This is a genomic window from Fictibacillus enclensis (genome assembly GCF_030123385.1).
Taxonomy (GTDB): Bacteria; Bacillota; Bacilli; order Bacillales; family Fictibacillaceae; genus Fictibacillus_C; species Fictibacillus_C enclensis.
This window is the reverse complement of sequence record NZ_CP126109.1, coordinates 3,190,403-3,206,976: the sequence shown is the minus strand read 5'-3', so window position 1 is coordinate 3,206,976 and position 16,574 is coordinate 3,190,403. Positions and strand designations below refer to the sequence as shown.

At 46.7% G+C, this 16,574-nt stretch carries 18 protein-coding genes; 16 read left to right on the top strand and 2 right to left on the bottom strand.

Going from position 1 to position 16,574, the window contains the following annotated elements; all coding sequences use genetic code 11:
- Positions 1 to 3: 3 nt before the first annotated feature.
- From QNH15_RS16900 to QNH15_RS16880, 5 genes are all read left to right on the top strand, one after another.
- Complete coding sequence (locus QNH15_RS16900) at positions 4 to 342, top strand: ribosomal-processing cysteine protease Prp (RefSeq protein WP_061972616.1); 339 nt, start codon at positions 4 to 6, stop codon at positions 340 to 342.
- A gap of 41 nt (positions 343 to 383) precedes the next feature.
- Positions 384 to 674 carry a 50S ribosomal protein L27 gene (gene rpmA, locus QNH15_RS16895; RefSeq protein ID WP_090234715.1) on the top strand — a complete coding sequence of 97 codons (291 nt, stop codon included), beginning with the start codon at positions 384 to 386 and terminating at the stop codon, positions 672 to 674.
- 121 nt (positions 675 to 795) lie between these two features.
- Positions 796 to 1,347, top strand: coding sequence for a Spo0B C-terminal domain-containing protein (locus tag QNH15_RS16890; protein WP_283889418.1), 552 nt, complete (start codon positions 796 to 798; stop codon positions 1,345 to 1,347).
- A gap of 19 nt (positions 1,348 to 1,366) precedes the next feature.
- The gene (gene obgE, locus QNH15_RS16885; RefSeq protein ID WP_061972619.1) at positions 1,367 to 2,650 is read left to right on the top strand and encodes a GTPase ObgE; all 1,284 of its coding nucleotides are present in this window, start codon (positions 1,367 to 1,369) and stop codon (positions 2,648 to 2,650) included.
- A 104-nt stretch (positions 2,651 to 2,754) separates the two neighbouring features.
- Positions 2,755 to 3,198, top strand: a complete 444-nt coding sequence (locus QNH15_RS16880; protein ID WP_061972620.1) for an ACT domain-containing protein — start codon at positions 2,755 to 2,757, stop codon at positions 3,196 to 3,198.
- A gap of 40 nt (positions 3,199 to 3,238) precedes the next feature.
- On the opposite strand, the gene QNH15_RS16875 is transcribed toward QNH15_RS16880, so the two are convergent.
- Positions 3,239 to 3,757 (bottom strand): transcription repressor NadR, encoded by a 519-nt coding sequence (locus QNH15_RS16875; protein ID WP_283895617.1) that lies wholly within the window; start codon positions 3,755 to 3,757, stop codon positions 3,239 to 3,241.
- A 23-nt stretch (positions 3,758 to 3,780) separates the two neighbouring features.
- The gene (locus QNH15_RS16870) at positions 3,781 to 4,920 is read right to left on the bottom strand and encodes an IscS subfamily cysteine desulfurase (protein ID WP_283889417.1); all 1,140 of its coding nucleotides are present in this window, start codon (positions 4,918 to 4,920) and stop codon (positions 3,781 to 3,783) included.
- A 99-nt stretch (positions 4,921 to 5,019) separates the two neighbouring features.
- Between QNH15_RS16870 and nadB the strand changes: the two genes are divergently transcribed.
- From nadB to tgt, 11 genes are all read left to right on the top strand, one after another.
- Positions 5,020 to 6,594, top strand: a complete 1,575-nt coding sequence (gene nadB / locus QNH15_RS16865; protein WP_283889416.1) for an L-aspartate oxidase — start codon at positions 5,020 to 5,022, stop codon at positions 6,592 to 6,594.
- Positions 6,548 to 7,432: a carboxylating nicotinate-nucleotide diphosphorylase gene (nadC, locus tag QNH15_RS16860; protein WP_283889415.1), complete on the top strand. Its 885-nt coding sequence runs from the start codon at positions 6,548 to 6,550 to the stop codon at positions 7,430 to 7,432. The genes nadB and nadC overlap by 47 nt, the downstream gene beginning before the upstream one ends.
- On the top strand, positions 7,389 to 8,492 hold the full coding sequence (nadA, locus tag QNH15_RS16855; RefSeq protein WP_283889414.1) for a quinolinate synthase NadA: 1,104 nt from the start codon (positions 7,389 to 7,391) through the stop codon (positions 8,490 to 8,492). Before nadC ends, nadA begins: the two co-directional genes overlap by 44 nt.
- A gap of 144 nt (positions 8,493 to 8,636) precedes the next feature.
- The gene (locus QNH15_RS16850) at positions 8,637 to 10,694 is read left to right on the top strand and encodes a LysM peptidoglycan-binding domain-containing protein (protein WP_283889413.1); all 2,058 of its coding nucleotides are present in this window, start codon (positions 8,637 to 8,639) and stop codon (positions 10,692 to 10,694) included.
- Positions 10,681 to 11,673: a phosphotransferase gene (locus QNH15_RS16845; protein WP_283889412.1), complete on the top strand. Its 993-nt coding sequence runs from the start codon at positions 10,681 to 10,683 to the stop codon at positions 11,671 to 11,673. Before QNH15_RS16850 ends, QNH15_RS16845 begins: the two co-directional genes overlap by 14 nt.
- Before the next feature lie 87 nt (positions 11,674 to 11,760).
- The gene (locus tag QNH15_RS16840) at positions 11,761 to 12,357 is read left to right on the top strand and encodes a YhcN/YlaJ family sporulation lipoprotein (RefSeq protein WP_283889411.1); all 597 of its coding nucleotides are present in this window, start codon (positions 11,761 to 11,763) and stop codon (positions 12,355 to 12,357) included.
- Positions 12,358 to 12,543: 186 nt separating this feature from the next.
- Entirely contained in the window at positions 12,544 to 13,137 is a 594-nt protein-coding gene (gene ruvA / locus QNH15_RS16835) for a Holliday junction branch migration protein RuvA (RefSeq protein ID WP_283889410.1), read from the top strand.
- Between the two features lie 13 nt (positions 13,138 to 13,150).
- Positions 13,151 to 14,149, top strand: a complete 999-nt coding sequence (gene ruvB / locus QNH15_RS16830) for a Holliday junction branch migration DNA helicase RuvB (RefSeq protein ID WP_061972629.1) — start codon at positions 13,151 to 13,153, stop codon at positions 14,147 to 14,149.
- A complete protein-coding gene (locus QNH15_RS16825; protein ID WP_170834309.1) occupies positions 14,149 to 14,346 on the top strand; it encodes a DUF2905 domain-containing protein in 198 nt (65 codons plus the stop codon). Before ruvB ends, QNH15_RS16825 begins: the two co-directional genes overlap by 1 nt.
- A gap of 43 nt (positions 14,347 to 14,389) precedes the next feature.
- Positions 14,390 to 15,451, top strand: coding sequence for a tRNA preQ1(34) S-adenosylmethionine ribosyltransferase-isomerase QueA (gene queA / locus QNH15_RS16820; RefSeq protein ID WP_283889409.1), 1,062 nt, complete (start codon positions 14,390 to 14,392; stop codon positions 15,449 to 15,451).
- On the top strand, positions 15,429 to 16,571 hold the full coding sequence (tgt, locus tag QNH15_RS16815; RefSeq protein WP_090234691.1) for a tRNA guanosine(34) transglycosylase Tgt: 1,143 nt from the start codon (positions 15,429 to 15,431) through the stop codon (positions 16,569 to 16,571). The genes queA and tgt overlap by 23 nt, the downstream gene beginning before the upstream one ends.
- Positions 16,572 to 16,574 lie beyond the last annotated feature (3 nt).

Genomic DNA, 16,574 nt, shown 5'->3' with positions numbered 1-16,574 from the left:
CCCATGATTAAGGTAACCATTTACCGGGATGAACGGAAAAGCATTACATCGTTTTCCATGAGTGGACATGCCGATTCAGGGCCGTACGGACAGGATCTTGTTTGTGCCGGCGCATCTGCAGTTTCATTTGGGGCGATCAATGCGGTGGAAGTTCTGTGCTCCGTTACACCTGATGTGGAAACACATGAGGATGGGGGCTATCTGATTTTTCGCACACCGGATCATCTTGAAGACCATATCCATGAAAAAGTACAGCTTCTTCTGGAAGGTATGGTTGTTTCCTTACAAACAATCGAAAACGACTATGGTCGATTTATTTCTTTGCAGGAAAAGCAGGCATAATGCAGGCTTACTGTAAAACACCGAATGAGGAGGTGGGACGAATGCTAAAATTAAACCTTCAATACTTTGCTTCCAAAAAGGGAGTAGGTAGCACAAAGAACGGTCGTGATTCCATCTCTAAGCGCCTTGGTGCTAAGAGAGCGGATGGCCAAATGGTAACAGGAGGATCTATTCTTTACCGTCAGCGCGGTACGAAAATCTATCCTGGTACAAACGTAGGCCGCGGTGGAGATGACACTCTTTTTGCGAAAGTGGACGGAGTTGTTCGTTTTGAGCGTCTTGGACGTGACCGCAAACAAGTAAGTGTATACCCAGTTGCAAACGAAGCGTAAGAAGATAGCTCTAACCGGGTTGGTTAGAGCTTTTTCTTTTGCTTACAAGGTTGTGCAACCGGGAAATTTAGGTTAAACTGCCAGTGAAGCAGGGAAAGACACGTTAACAGGAGTGCAATGTATGAGTAGAGATTGGTCGACTTTAGAAGTATTGAGGCATGCCCGCCATGACTGGCTCAATCAGCTCCAGCTTATTAAAGCGAACTTGTCGCTCGGCCGGACTGAACGGGCAAACGAAATTATTGAAGAGATCATTCTTTTTTCTAGACATGAATCAAGCCTTATGAATTTAAAGGTTCCTGAATTGGCCGAATACCTGATCACGTTCAACTGGCTGAAACACCCCATTATTCTGGAAACCAGGGTATCCGGCGAGGCAAAGAATCTGTCTTTTGCAGAGAATGAGCTTCTTGATGTCTGCCGTTTCCTTTTTGATATGATAAGCCAAGCGGTCAGTCCGCTGGCTGAAAACCGGCTGGTCTTTACGATTGCGAACCAAAAAGACTTTTCCTCATTTATGTACCGGCTGACTGGCAGCATACATAACGAAGAAGCGGTTAAAAAAGGCTTTGAACATTTTCAGAAAACACATAAATTATTCGACATTATCGAAAGCTATATTCATTCAGATGAAGTATTTCTTGTATTACAGCTAGAAAACGCAAAGAACTAGTAAAAGGAGGCGAGCAAACATGTTCGTGGATCGGGTCAAGGTCTATGTAAAGGCAGGAGACGGCGGAAACGGGATGGTTGCATTTCGCCGTGAAAAATACGTACCCAACGGCGGTCCAGCCGGAGGGGACGGCGGAAAAGGCGCTAATGTGATTTTTGAAGTCGAAGAAGGGCTGCGCACCCTCATGGACTTTCGATTCAACAAGCATTTTAAGGCAACACGAGGCGAGCACGGCATGTCCAAAGGCATGCATGGAAAAAACTCAGAAGATATGATTGTTAAAGTTCCACCGGGGACTGTTGTAACCGATGCAGAGACAGGACAAGTTCTGGCTGATCTCGTCCACCATGGACAGCGTGCGGTTGTTGCCAAAGGGGGACGTGGCGGAAGAGGAAATACCCGTTTTGCGACGCCCGCAAACCCGGCACCGGAACTTGCTGAAAATGGGGAACCGGGTGAGGAAAGAGACGTTATATTGGAATTGAAGGTCTTGGCCGATGTTGGCCTGGTCGGATTTCCGAGCGTTGGTAAATCAACTCTATTGTCGGTTGTTTCTGCAGCCAAGCCAAAGATTGCCGAGTACCACTTTACTACGATTACACCAAACCTTGGTGTGGTGGCTGTGGATGATGGCCGGAGCTTTGTGATGGCTGACCTTCCGGGATTAATTGAAGGTGCCCATGAGGGTGTCGGGCTCGGACATCAGTTCCTGCGCCATATCGAAAGAACAAGGGTTATTTTGCATGTCATTGATATGTCGGGCATGGAAGGCAGAGATCCATATGAGGACTTTGTCAAAATTAATGATGAACTGAAACAATACAATTTACGGCTTACCGAACGTCCACAGATCGTTGTGGCCAATAAAATGGATATTCCTGGAGCAGAAGAGAACCTTGAAGCATTTAAAGAAAAGCTTGAGGAGGACATCCCGGTTTATCCCATCTCTGCTGTTACACGCCAGGGATTACGTGAGGTTTTGTATATAACCGCCAACCTTCTGGAAACGACACCGGAGTTTCCGATGATGCACGAAGAAAAAGAAGAAAGCCGTGTCCTTTACAAGCACGAAAAAGAAGAAGCCGGCTTTTATATCACGCGGGATTCCGCAGGGACATTTATTATCAATGGACCGAAGATTGAGCGTTTGTTCAAGATGACTGACTTTACACGTGATGAGACGGTTAAACGATTTGCCCGTCAAATGCGTTCTATGGGTGTGGACGAAGCATTGCGTGAAAAAGGTGCTCAGCATGGGGATACAATCCGTATCCTTAAATATGAATTTGAGTTTGTGGAATAGACTGCTGTACAAGCAGTCTGTTTTTTTTGTCTTTATGACATAGACATTTTGCAGTACCTTTGGATATACTGAGGGAAAGACCTGTTTTGGAGGTTATCGTACATATGAAGGAAAGGCAGTATTACATGGTAAGGGAAGACGTTCTCTCAGAATCCATGCAAAAAACACTTGAAGCCAAGTCTCTTTTGGACCGGGGCAAAGTAAAAACGGTGGCAGAAGCAGCGGAAAAAGTAGGTTTAAGCCGGAGTGCATTTTATAAGTACAGAGACGGGATTTTTCCGTTTCATACGATGATTAAGGAAAAGATTATAACCCTTTCTCTAAATCTCGAAGACCGGTCAGGAGCGCTTTCAAGCCTGTTGACCATTGTGGCATCGGTCGGCTGTAACGTTCTGACCATCAATCAGACCATTCCTCTTCAAGGAAGAGCCAATGTCACCTTAACGATTGAAACGAATGGGCTGCGCGGTGAGATCAACGAGCTGCTTGCCACGCTAAACCGGATGGAAGCGGTAGAAAGTGTGGAAGTGATTGGAACAGGTGCATAAAAAAGGAGAGTTGTTTAACAAAACAGCTCTCTTTTTTTGGTTAAGACAACAGATAACCTTTTTGTTTTAGCTCCCCGCAGGCGTTTTCGATCTGATCCTTCGATTGGGCTTCCAATGTATGAAGATGAATGCCTTCTGTCAAAGTACTGAGCAGTGCCGCATTAGTAGTCTCCAGTTTGTGTAAAAACTCCTCGACTTCTTTTCTTGTGCTAAGGAGCAGGGAGGCGGTCAGATCGCCATAAATCGGATGTTCGACAATGACATTTTTAACGGTTACGCCATGATCCACAATGGTGAATAACTCATCCATCGTGTCTTCCGGTGAATGATTGGAGACAATCAAATGAGTATGCGGAGCCTGTTTTTCCTCCGCCTTCAAATACATATATCCTTGTGAGGTGGCTATGATTGGTTCGTTCATGGCTTTTAGCAAGGATATATCACCGACGATTACTTGACGGCTGACGTTTGTTCTTCCCGCCAGATCACTGCCTTTGATCGGATGGCTGCTCTCCATCAGCCATTGCCTGATTAAATTTCTTCTTTCATCCCCCGGCATTTTTGGTGCCACTGTCACGTTCTTCAACTCCCTGTTTGTTCATAAAATCGTTCTGCAAGCTCTTGAAGGGCTTTGGCGAGAGTGGTTATCTCTTCGCGTGTGGTTTCCCTTCCTAATGTAATTCTCACGAGTTCATGTGCCTGATCCGCGGTACGGCCGATCGCCATAAGTGCTTTGGACGGTTCCTGCTGCCCGGCTTTACAGGCTGAACCAGTGGAAACGGCAATTTTTCTTCGGTTCAATTCCAGCATGGCGTACTGTCCTTCCATTCCTTCCAACCGGATCGGAAGAAAATGAGGCAATGTGCTCGCCGTCCTTTCCACGACCATTTGAACTAAGCCGCTGGTTAGCGAAAGAAATTGTGATATCAAATCATCAACATGTGTATTCCATTCTATCATATGGTTCCATTGATTGCTTGCAGCCGCAAGAAAAGAGATAACTCCCGGCGTATTGACCGTGCCTTGCCGGAAGCCCCGTTCGTGGGTTACACCCGTTAACAGCGGTTTGATAGACAGTTGTGGGGATATATACACTGCTCCCATTCCTTTCGGGCCGTGTATCTTATGAGCTGAAACCGTGAGTGCATCAAGATTCATTTCCTCTGCTTGGACCGGCAGTTTACCAAAGGTTTGAACACAATCGCTATGAAACATGATTCCATGTTCCTTTAGTATGTTTCCTATCATTTTCAAATTTTGAGTGATGCCAATCTCACTGTTTCCATGGGAGATCGTCGCCAAAATTGTATTGTCTTTTATGGATTGGCGAAGGGCCTCTTCGGTGATTTGACCGTATGAATCAACGGGAACTACTGTCACCTCAAAACCTTCATTCTCAAGAAAAGATAGGGTATTCATGACAGAGCTGTGCTCCATGGGGGAGGTCAGGATATGGTTTCCTTTTTCCCAGTTGCCCCGGGCCAGACTGGTCAGCGCCAAAAAGTTGCCATCAGAGCCCCCGCCCGTAAAATAGATACCGTCCTTTTGGCAGGAGAGCATCCGTGCGAGCTCAACACGGGCAAGATTGATCAAATCGGAAGCGTCCGTGCCCGGGTCATGGAGACTTGATGTATTTGCATAATACGAACCAGCGGTTTCCGCATAAGCGTGTATTGCCTCAGGTGACATGGGTGTTGTTGCTGCATAGTCCAAATAAATCATATGTTATCCCGCCTCTAAAAAAACTCTTGATATCAGTGTAGTTGTATGTAAATATAAATGTCAAGACACCTGTAAAGAAAACGAACGGGGGCTTAAAACATGAACGTACAGTTTACAGACGTTCTGGTCATTGGAACCGGAATTGCCGGTTTAATGGCAGCGGAATGTTTGCGTTCGCATAAGAATGTGACAATTATCACAAAGTCTTCTTTCCGAAACAGTAATTCCTATCATGCCCAGGGCGGCATAGCTGCAGCGACACAACAAGATGACCATTGGGCGGAACATTTTCTTGATACGATAAAAGCAGGAAGCTTTCACAACGAGGAAGCGCTGACTGAAATACTGGTAAAGGAAGGGCCTGAACTTGTTTCCCAGCTTGAGCAATGGAACGTGCCGTTTGACAGGAATCCGGACGGAACAGTATCACTGGGCAGAGAAGGAGGGCACAGAAAATCAAGAATCCTTCATGCGGGTGGCGACAGAACCGGTTCGAAGATGATTAAAACGCTGTTTAGACGCATTGCTGGTCATGTGACGATCAAAGAGAATGAAATGGTTGGCGATTTAATTGTTGAGGATGGCTGTTGCAGGGGTGCCTGGACCAAGCTGGAAAACGGAGAAGTAACGGTGTATAGAGCAGATGCAGTTATTCTTGCTTCCGGAGGAGCTGCCGGCCTGTACAGCGTTCATTCCAATGATGAAAGCATAACTGGCGACAGCATAGCCCTTGCTTATCGTGCAGGAGCTCTGTTATCCGACCTGGAATTTCTGCAGTTTCACCCAACCATGCTCTATACTCAGGGGAAATCGTTCGGACTTGTATCCGAAGCGGTCAGAGGAGAGGGGGGAATCTTGCTCACGGATCAGGGAGACCGGGTGATGAAAGGGATCCATGAGCTTGGGGATCTTGCACCGCGTGACATTGTGGCCCGGACGATCCATCAATCGATAAATCAGGGAAGGAAGGTTTTTCTTGATGTTTCGAACGTGAATAATTTCACAAATAGGTTTCCGACCATCACCAAGCAATGTAAACGTGCCGGAATCTCCTTAAAGGACGGATGGATTCCTGTATCGCCAGGTGCCCATTTCACAATGGGCGGAGCCGTAACCGATGAATGGGGACGAACGACAGTCCCCGGGCTGTATGCTGTGGGAGAAGCATCCCGTACAGGCGTTCATGGTGCCAACAGGCTAGCGAGCAATTCCTTGCTTGAAGGCGTTGTGTTTTCCAAACGGACGGCTTTGAACATTCTTGATGAACCTGGCGCAGCTCCAGTCTCAGCTCCCATCAGCTTTAATTTTATGCATACGAAATCTGCAGGATGGCTGCCTGAAAAAGAAGAGATAAAAGAAAAGATGACCAAGTACGCCGGCATTGTAAGGACTCCTGACGGTTTAAGCGAGGCAATAGCCTGGTTTGAGGAACATGAAAAAAGGACGCCGGACTTTGGATGTACCGTCCATGAGATGGAAGTGCTGAACATGCTGCAAACCGCGCAGCTTATCGTCACTTCGGCTTTTATGCGGAAAGAAAGCCGGGGAGGACATTACCGTACCGACTTCCCCGTCAGCAATGACCGGGAATGGCTGAAAAAACAAATTTACAGAAGGAAGGATTATCATGAACAAGCTGAAGCTAAAAAAACAGCTGCAGGAATTTTTGCTTGAGGACCTTGGAGAAGGGGATGTAACGAGTGGACTTTTGTTCCCTGAAGAAGAAATGACCGAAGCCAGGCTGGTTGCAAAAAAACCAGGTGTTTTTTCGGGAATGGATGTTGTAATCGAAGGTTATCGCCTGTTAAGTGAAAACTGTACTGTACTCCCAAAAGTCAAGGACGGAGATGTGATATCAGCCTGTCAAGTTTTGGCGGAAGTGAAGGGACCGGCCGCAGCGGTCTACAGCGGGGAGCGGGTTATTCTGAATCTCGTGCAGCGGATGTCGGGAATTTCGACGTTAACCCATAAGGCAGTAACCGCTTTGGACAGTTCGACCACTAAAATTTGTGATACACGCAAAACCACACCAGGTTTAAGGATGTTTGAGAAATATGCTGTACAGTGCGGGGGCGGATACAACCACAGGTTTGGTCTGTATGATGGTGTAATGATCAAAGATAATCATATCGAGCGTGCAGGAGGAATTACTGAAGCGGTAAGAAAAGTTAAGAAACACCTCGGCCATATGGTGAAGATTGAAGTGGAGACAGAAACACTTGATCAGATCAAAGAAGCAGTCAGCGCAAAAGCGGATGTCATTATGTTCGATAACCGGACACCCGAGGAAATTAAGAACTGGAAGGCCTTTATTCCGGACCATATCATTACAGAAGCTTCAGGTGGAATCACACTGGAAGATCTTAGCTCCTTCGGAAAAACAGGAGTGGATTTTATTTCTCTTGGGATGCTGACACATTCTGCAACATCCCTTGATATTAGTTTAAACATCAGAGGAGGGGTTAAGGATGAGCTTACTGGAAGCCTTCAAGCAGAAATCCAGCATTCCTGATCATTATTTTTCAATGACCGAAGAGGAAATGGCCGGAAGGGTACGTACAGTAAAAAAACAACTTGGCAATAAGCTGTTCATTCCTGGACACCATTATCAAAAAGACGAGGTCATACAGTTCGCGGACACAACCGGAGATTCGCTTCAGCTCGCCCAGCAATCCGCTCTGAACCGTGAAGCGGAATACATCGTATTTTGCGGGGTTCATTTTATGGCGGAAACAGCTGATATGCTGACAGAATCCCATCAAAAGGTGATCTTGCCCGACATGAGAGCCGGCTGTTCCATGGCGGACATGGCTGATATTCATCAGACGAAAACCGCGTGGGACCGCCTGCAGCATTTGTTCGGAGATACCATTTTACCGCTCACCTATGTGAATTCCACTGCTGCCATCAAGGCGTTTTGCGGAATGAATGGAGGCGCTACAGTTACCTCATCCAATGCGGAAAAAATGCTGGAATGGGCGTTTACGCAAAAGGAGCGCATCCTCTTTTTGCCTGACCAGCATTTGGGACGAAACACGGCCTATACGCTGGGTATCCCTTTAAGTCGGATGGCGGTTTGGGATCCGCAGAAGCAGCAGCTGGAATACGAGGGAGAATTGGATGATGTAAAGGTGATTTTGTGGAAAGGCCACTGCTCGGTACATGAAAAGTTTACGGTCGAAAATATTCAATTCCTCAGGCAGACCAATCCAGAGATGAACATCATCGTTCACCCGGAATGCACCCATGAAGTGGTACAGCTGTCGGACATGGCCGGCTCTACTCACTACATTATTCAGGCTATTCAAAAAGCACCTCCCGGCAGTTCATGGGCCATTGGAACAGAAATGAATCTTGTAAACCGTCTGAAAAACGATCATCCGGACAAAACCATCATTTCATTGAATCCAAACATGTGTCCGTGTCTCACCATGAACCGCATTGATCTCCCGCATCTTACCTATTCGCTTGAGCGGATTCTACAGGAAGAGCCGGGAAACATCATCACAGTGGATAATGAAACAACTGAATACGCTGTAAAAGCACTCCAGCGAATGCTGGTAAGAGCTTAACATTTAGCACCCTCCTGCCAAAGTCATACAGCTGATTTTCAGGGCATAAATTGGTAAAGGACCGACTACTGAAATAGGTAGTAGCACAATGCCCAGATTTTCATATACTGTAAAGAAATTTTGGCAGGAGGGAGTTTTGTTTACGTGAGAATTCATATCGTTCAAAAAGGTGATACTCTCGAAAAAATCGCCGATAAGTATAACATTCCATTAGAAGAACTACGACGGGTAAACGCCGGCACATCATATGGCGGAGTACTTGAAAGGGGATCAAAAGTTAAAATACCTTCTCCCGAAATACCGGCAGGCCGGGGAGAAAAAATGAAAATGCCGTTCAAGCTGCCGTCCAAAAAAGAGCAGCCAATGAAAAAAGAGATGCCCAAAAAGGAAATGCCGGTCGCCCCGGTTCAGGAAATCCCGGTTCCTGCTCCGCCACCGCCGCCGCCTAAACCAGCACCCATTCCCGCTCCTCCAAAAGCCGCTCCAATTATCCCGAAAGCAGAACCCAAATTCGTACCCAAGGCAGAACCAAAATTCGTTCCCAAGAATGAACCAAAAATGGCGCCGAAAGCAGAACCGAAAATGGCACCAAAGGCAGAGCTAAAAATGCCTATGAAGGCAGGGCCGATTATGTCGTTGAAACCGGCACTCGCAAAAAAGGATATGCCTTTTAATCCATTGCTGCCAAAGAAATCGTACAAAGAATCTTCCATGAAATCTCCGAAACCGCTGGCGCCGATGAGCAATAAGGATTTTACCGCATACATGGAGTCTTCCTCTTCTTCTCATATGAAATGGGGGCACCAACAGCAGATTCACCATCAGCCACCAAAGATGGATTTTGCACCACCAGTTTATATGTCCCCGCCAGCAGGTCTTACTCATGGGAAAGATGGCTTTGGTATGGGAAAACAAATGCATCCTTTTTTGGCAGAGGAATCCTCTTCTGCAATGAACCACATGTATTCTGGTGTTCCCCCTATGTTTGAGCAGCCGCAAGGCTATACCGCACCTGTATACGGGGGTGCAGGAGCGGGTATGCCTCCTTTTAGTGCAATGCCTGGACAGGGACAGCAGATGTATCCGTCCTATCAAGGGGGAGGAACACCTTCCATAGGTGGCCAAGGAGCCGGTCAAATGGGTTACGGCAGCATGCCACAGCAAGGTCAAATGAGCTCACAGCAGGGAATGCAAGGCCAGCAGTATGGAGGTCAGCAATACGGTGGCCAGCAATACGGTGGCCAGCAAACGGGCCAGGGAATACAAGGCCAGCAGTATGGCGGCCAGCAATACGGCAGCGGCCAGCAGACGGGCCAGGGAATGCCAGGTCAGCAGTATGGAGGCCAGCATTACGGAAGCGGTCAGCAGATGGGTCAAGGAATGCCAGGCCAGCAGTACGGAAGTGGCCAACAGATGGACCCGGGAATGTCAGGCCAGCAGATGGGTCAGGGAATGCCAAGTCAGCAATATGGAAGCCAGCAAATGGGCAGTGGCCAGCAGATGGGCCAGGGAATGATGCCAGGTCAGCAATATGGAGGTCAGCAGTACGGAAGCGGCCAACAGATGGACCCGGGAATGTCAGGCCAGCAGATGGGGCAGGGAATGCCAAGTCAGCAATATGGAAGCCAGCAGATGGGCCAGGGAATGATGCCAGGTCAGCAATATGGAGGCCAGCAGTACGGAAGCGGCCAACAGATGGACCCGGGAATGTCAGGCCAGCAGATGGGTCAGGGAATCATGCCAAGTCAGCAATATGGAAGCCAGCAAATGGGCAGTGGCCAGCAGATGGGCCAGGGAATGATGCCGGGTCAGCAGTACGGAGGCCAGCAATATGGCATGAGTCCGCAAATGAGCCAGGGAATGATGCCGGGCCAGCAGTATGAAGGCCAGCAATATGGCATGAGTCCGCAAATGAGCCAGGGAATGCCAGGTCAGCAGTACGGAGGCCAGCAAATGGGCCAGGGAATGATGCCGGGCCAGCAGTATGGCGGCCAATATGAAACCGGTCGTCCTGACATGTACGGAGAATATCCTCAAGACCACGGTTTTGAAACATATTATGGAGACATGACCGATCACGGGTCATTCGGGGGTTACGTACCAGAACGCGGGGAAGGGATGCAGGAACTGCCGAATCCATACTCAGAAGCGGATTACCGTGATGGCTCAATAGACAGCCAGGATCAAGATGAAGAAGAATAAAGAATACAGAGATGGTTTCAAAAGAAAGCGTCTCTTCTTGAGCAGTCTAACTGGAAAAGGACTGGATGTGATCAGTCACTATTTCGTAAAATACAATGTTTGCATTGTTGAAACCAAAGCTGGCGTTTATGTGCTAAAAGGGTTTTCCCGAAAAGATGAGTGCATAGAGCAGTTAAAGCTTTCCCAATGGTATTCTCAATACGATCATCCCATGATGGGGGTTTATACCACGTATCCAACCGGTAAAAACGTTCATTACTTTGATCACATGTATTGGGGGATTATGCCGTTTTATAAAGGTGATGAACTCGATCTGAACGATGAAAAAGATGTCAGGGACGGAATACATGCCATCCGAAAATTTCACGCACAAAGCATCTATACATCCGACAGTTATCTTTCACTTCTTTCGAGCTATTCACTTATTGAAAAGTGGACGAAGCGATTTAATGCTTTTAAGCGGAATAGTAAAAAACATTCCATTTCTGCCGAGATGGATGAAGCCTTTCAAGAGATGATAGCCTGGGGTAAATGGTCATTAAGCCATTTAAACCGAAAAGAACTCGAACGGATGGAACAGGAGGCGCGGAAGAAGGGGGAAGTTTGCCATGGTGATGTGGCTCCTCACAATTTTATGCGCAGAAGTGAAGACGACGTTATCTTAATTGATTATGACTTATTCTCCGTGGTTCCGCACGATTATGACATTCTTCAGTATGTGAACAGGGTCATGCCGTATTGGGACTGGGCGCCTTCCATTTTACAAAAGTGTGAGGATCCGGAGCTTGTGGCCTTGCTTAAAAAGAAATGGTTTTTAACCGCATTGGTTTTTCCGACCGATTTATACAGAGAGTGGAACCGGGCGTTTGAAGCGGGGAAGGAACAAATCAAAGAGATGACCATTTTTACAGAAGATGATCTTTCTTACCGGCGAAAGTTCATCAGGCTTATTCAGGAAGTAATCTCCAAAAAATCGTGATGCCAAAAATTATATGTCTTACCTTTATGTAACAGAGTAAAAAAAGCCTCCGACAGCCATTATAGTGGTGAAAGGAGGTTTTTTGCATTGAAACCAATACTAAGTGGATTAACGGTTCTAACATTGGCAGCAGGACTTGTGGGATGTAATACCAATAAAGGTGCACTTGACCGCAATGATAACGACGTGCGGCCGATCGGTTATTACAACAAGCAGGGTGACCGCGATGGGATGGACCGCAGCAAAGGTCCTGTAACCGATATGATGGATAACAACCGTACGGACAATAACGCGCCAAGGAATGTAGGATACGATCAAAACTATGATGGTGCCCTTGCCGAAAAGATCCGTGACCGTGTCAACCGTATGAACAATGTAGACGATGCTCATGTTATTTTGAATGATAACAACGTCATTGTCGGGATAGATACCAGCGAAAACAACAAAAAGGCCGTGGATCACAGGGTCTATAGAGAAGTAAAGAAACTGGTTCCCAATCGGGATGTTCGTGTAACAACGGATGATAACCTCGTCAATCGAATCAAAAATGTAGATAATAATCTTCAAAACGGCAAGACCACGCGCGAAGTCAGCTCCGACGTTAAAGGCATTATGTCCGACATCGGAAAAGCTGGCACCGACTTAGGGAATGCAGTGAAACGTCCTTTCGAAAATAACCGCTAGAGAACAGATTTTTCTGTTCTCTTTTTTTGTGGCTGTTTAAACGTTACTTTTGAAGAAATGTTCACACCTCTCTTTGGTGTTATTATCCCCGTTTAGACGGACTCTGTGATACAATACGGAGAGGAAACGTATGGTCGCTTTATACAGCGGCACAGCGCTTGTGTTGTTTAGAAGGAGAGAACATGATTGATTGAACACATAAACGGTAAAATTGTACATGTTTCAGCCGAATACACTGTGCTTGAAGTGAATGGTATCGGGTACCAGATTCTCTGTCCCAATCCATTTATATACAGGGTGGGGCAAACAGAAACCATATACACGTTCCAATATGTAAGGGAAGATGTGCTTGCTTTGTACGGTTTTAAAGCGCGCAAGGAACGTGATCTGTTTCTGAAACTGCTGAACGTGTCAGGAATCGGTCCAAAAGGGGCGCTTGCCATTATGGCTTTTGGCCAGCCTGAACAAGTCATCCGTGCCATTGAGGCCGAAGATGAAGCGTTCCTGGTTAAATTCCCCGGTGTAGGGAAAAAAACCGCACGACAGATGATATTGGACTTGAAAGGGAAGCTGTCGATTTTTACAGACGAACCGGCTGAAGGATTATTTGCGACTCCGGCGCCTGGCCATTCAGATCAGCTGGATGAAGCGGTGGAAGCATTAACCGCATTGGGATATGCCAAAAAGGAGATCAACAAAGTGCTGCCTTCGCTTAAAAAGGAAGATCTGACTACGGATCAATACATTAGGAAAGCGCTGCAAAAGCTAGTGAATCATTAGGGGCGTGATCGCTTTGGACGATAGAATTGTATCTGGAGAAAGCTCGAAGGATGATTTTTTTGAACTGAGTTTACGTCCGGAATACCTGCATCAATACATAGGTCAGGAAAAAGTAAAAGAAAATTTGAATATCTTTATCCAGGCTGCCAAAATGAGAAATGAGGCACTCGACCATGTGCTTTTGTACGGTCCTCCAGGGCTTGGTAAAACGACCCTTGCCTCTATCATCGCGAGGGAAATGAATGTCAATTTCCGGTCCACGAGCGGTCCGGCGATTGAACGGCCGGGTGACCTTGCCGCAATTCTTACTGCGCTGGAGCCGGGAGATGTTTTATTCATTGATGAAATCCACCGTTTATCAAGGGCCATAGAAGAGGTGCTGTATTCGGCAATGGAAGACTTTTGTTTGGATATTGTCATCGGGAAGGGAGAGACAGCCCGGTCAGTCCGTTTGGATCTGCCTCCCTTTACACTTGTAGGAGCCACTACCCGTGCAGGATCACTGTCATCACCGCTCAGGGACAGGTTTGGCGTTTTGGCCCGGCTTGAATTTTATACGGTTGAAGAATTAACAGAAATTGTAACCCGAACAAGCGGTGTTTTTAATATGAAGATTGATCTGCAGTCTGCGTCAGAGATTGCCCGGCGGTCAAGAGGAACGCCGAGAATAGCCAACCGGCTGTTCAAGCGTGTCCGTGATTTTGCCCAGGTGGACGGGACAGACACCATTACTTTGGGCCTGGCTGATAAATCGCTGGAGATGCTTCAGGTTGACCGTTTAGGATTGGACCATATTGACCATAAATTATTACAAGGGATCATCCATAAATATAAAGGCGGTCCTGTCGGTCTTGAAACTATATCTGCTACGATCGGGGAAGAATCGCATACGATTGAAGATGTGTATGAGCCCTATTTGCTGCAGATCGGTTTTATACAGCGTACGCCAAGAGGGAGAGTAGCCACAGCTCTTGCGTATGAGCATTTTAATTTGGAGGTGCCGCATCCTTAATGGGAATTTCCCGGTTGTTGATAATTATGGGAATCGTATTGATAGTGATTGGCAGCCTATGGACATTTGTCGGCAAACTGCCCGGCGATCTTGTATTTAAAAAAGGCAACACAACGTTTTATTTTCCGATTGTCACATCGATCATTGCCAGTATTGTTCTGTCTTTGATCATGTATGTGATCGGTCGTTTTAAATAAGGAGGTCCAAAAGACCTTCGAGTAAGAGAAACAGGAGAAGAAAATGGATATTAATATGTTTGACTTTGACCTTCCGGAAGAGCTGATTGCGCAAACTCCGTTAAAGGACCGAACAGCATCCAGGCTGATGGTACTTGACCCGGCAACCGGGAAGGTAGAACACAATACATTTAAAAATATTATCGATTACTTAAACCCGGGCGACTGCCTGGTGTTGAACGACACAAGAGTTCTTCCGGCAAGGCTTTTGGGTGAAAAGGAAGATACAAAAGCCAAAATCGAGATTTTGCTGCTGAAAGAAACAGGAGATGACACGTGGGAGACACTCGTGAAGCCAGCCAAACGCGTAAAACCGGGAACGACCGTTGTCTTTGGGAATGGTCTGCTGAAAGCCGTATGCACCGGGGAGACAGACCAGGGTGGCCGAACCTTTAAATTTGAATACGAGGGTATTTTTTACGAAATTCTTGATGCGTTGGGTGAAATGCCTCTTCCACCTTACATTAAAGAACAGCTGGAAGAGCGAGACCGTTATCAGACCGTTTATGCCAAGCACCAGGGCTCTGCTGCCGCTCCGACCGCGGGATTACATTTTACGGAATCTCTTCTTGAAGATATTAAGAAAAAAGGTGTTCATGTCACTTTTATTACACTCCATGTGGGACTTGGGACATTCCGGCCGGTATCGGCAGAAAATATTGAAGAGCATGACATGCATGCCGAATTTTATCAGATCACAAAAGGTACAGCTGAACTGCTGAACCATGTGAAAAAGAACGGCGGACGGATTGTATCTGTTGGCACTACATCCACCCGGACACTTGAAACTGTTGCAGGTAAACATGGTAAATTTTGTGAGGATTCCGGATGGACCGATATCTTTATTTATCCCGGTTATACGTTTAAAGCGATTGACGGAATGATTACGAATTTTCATTTGCCAAAGTCCACGCTGATCATGCTGATCAGTGCGCTTGCCGGCCGTGAACATGTCCTGAAAGCTTACAAGGAAGCCGTAAATGAACGATATCGATTCTTCAGCTTTGGGGATGCCATGCTGATTCTAGAAGGAGAGAACAAACATGACAGCAGCCGTCCGGTATGAATTAATCAAAACGTGCAAGCAATCGGGAGCGAGGCTTGGTAAAGTCCATACGCCACATGGTGTGTTTGAAACACCGGTATTTATGCCGGTAGGGACACTGGCCACTGTAAAAACAATGAGCCCGGAAGAGTTGAAAGACCTTGGGGCCAACATTATTTTGAGTAATACGTATCATCTGTGGCTTCGTCCGGGTCATGAAATCGTCCGAGAAGCAGGTGGTCTTCATAAATTTATGAATTGGGACCGTTCGATTTTGACCGATTCAGGCGGGTTTCAGGTCTTCAGTTTAAGTGATTTAAGAAAAATTACGGAAGAAGGCGTTCATTTCAGAAACCATTTGAACGGTGAAAAGCTGTTTTTAAGCCCGGAAGGTGCAATGGAGATTCAAAATGCTCTAGGTTCGGATATCATGATGGCATTTGATGAATGTCCACCATATCCGGCAGAGTACGAGTATATGAAGTCGTCCGTTGAACGGACAAGCCGCTGGGCCGAACGGTGTCTGAACGCCCATGAAAGGCCGCATGATCAGGGGTTGTTCGGAATTGTACAGGGTGGTGAATATGAAGATTTACGCCGTCAAAGTGCAGAAGATCTCGTATCCCTTGACTTTCCAGGATATGCTGTCGGGGGACTTTCCGTGGGTGAACCGAAAGACGTCATGAACCGGGTGCTGGAATTCACCACACCTTATTTGCCAGATAACAAACCAAGATATCTGATGGGTGTAGGTTCGCCTGACTCCCTTATTGATGGTGCCATCCGCGGGATTGACATGTTTGACTGTGTACTGCCAACACGCATCGCGAGGAACGGTACACTGATGACCAGTGAAGGAAGGCTGGTTGTCCGAAATGCAAAGTATGCCAAAGACTTCAGACCGCTTGATGAAAATTGCGATTGCTATACATGCCGAAATTACTCGCGCGCGTATATCCGCCATCTGGTCAAAAGCAATGAAACGTTTGGTTTCCGCCTTACGAGTTACCATAACCTTTATTTTTTGGTAAACTTAATGGAGCAGGTCAAGCAAGCGATCCGGGAAGACAGGCTGCTTGACTTCCGTGAAGAATTTTTCGAACAATATGGCTTTAATAAACCGGATGCGAAAAACTTTTAAGGT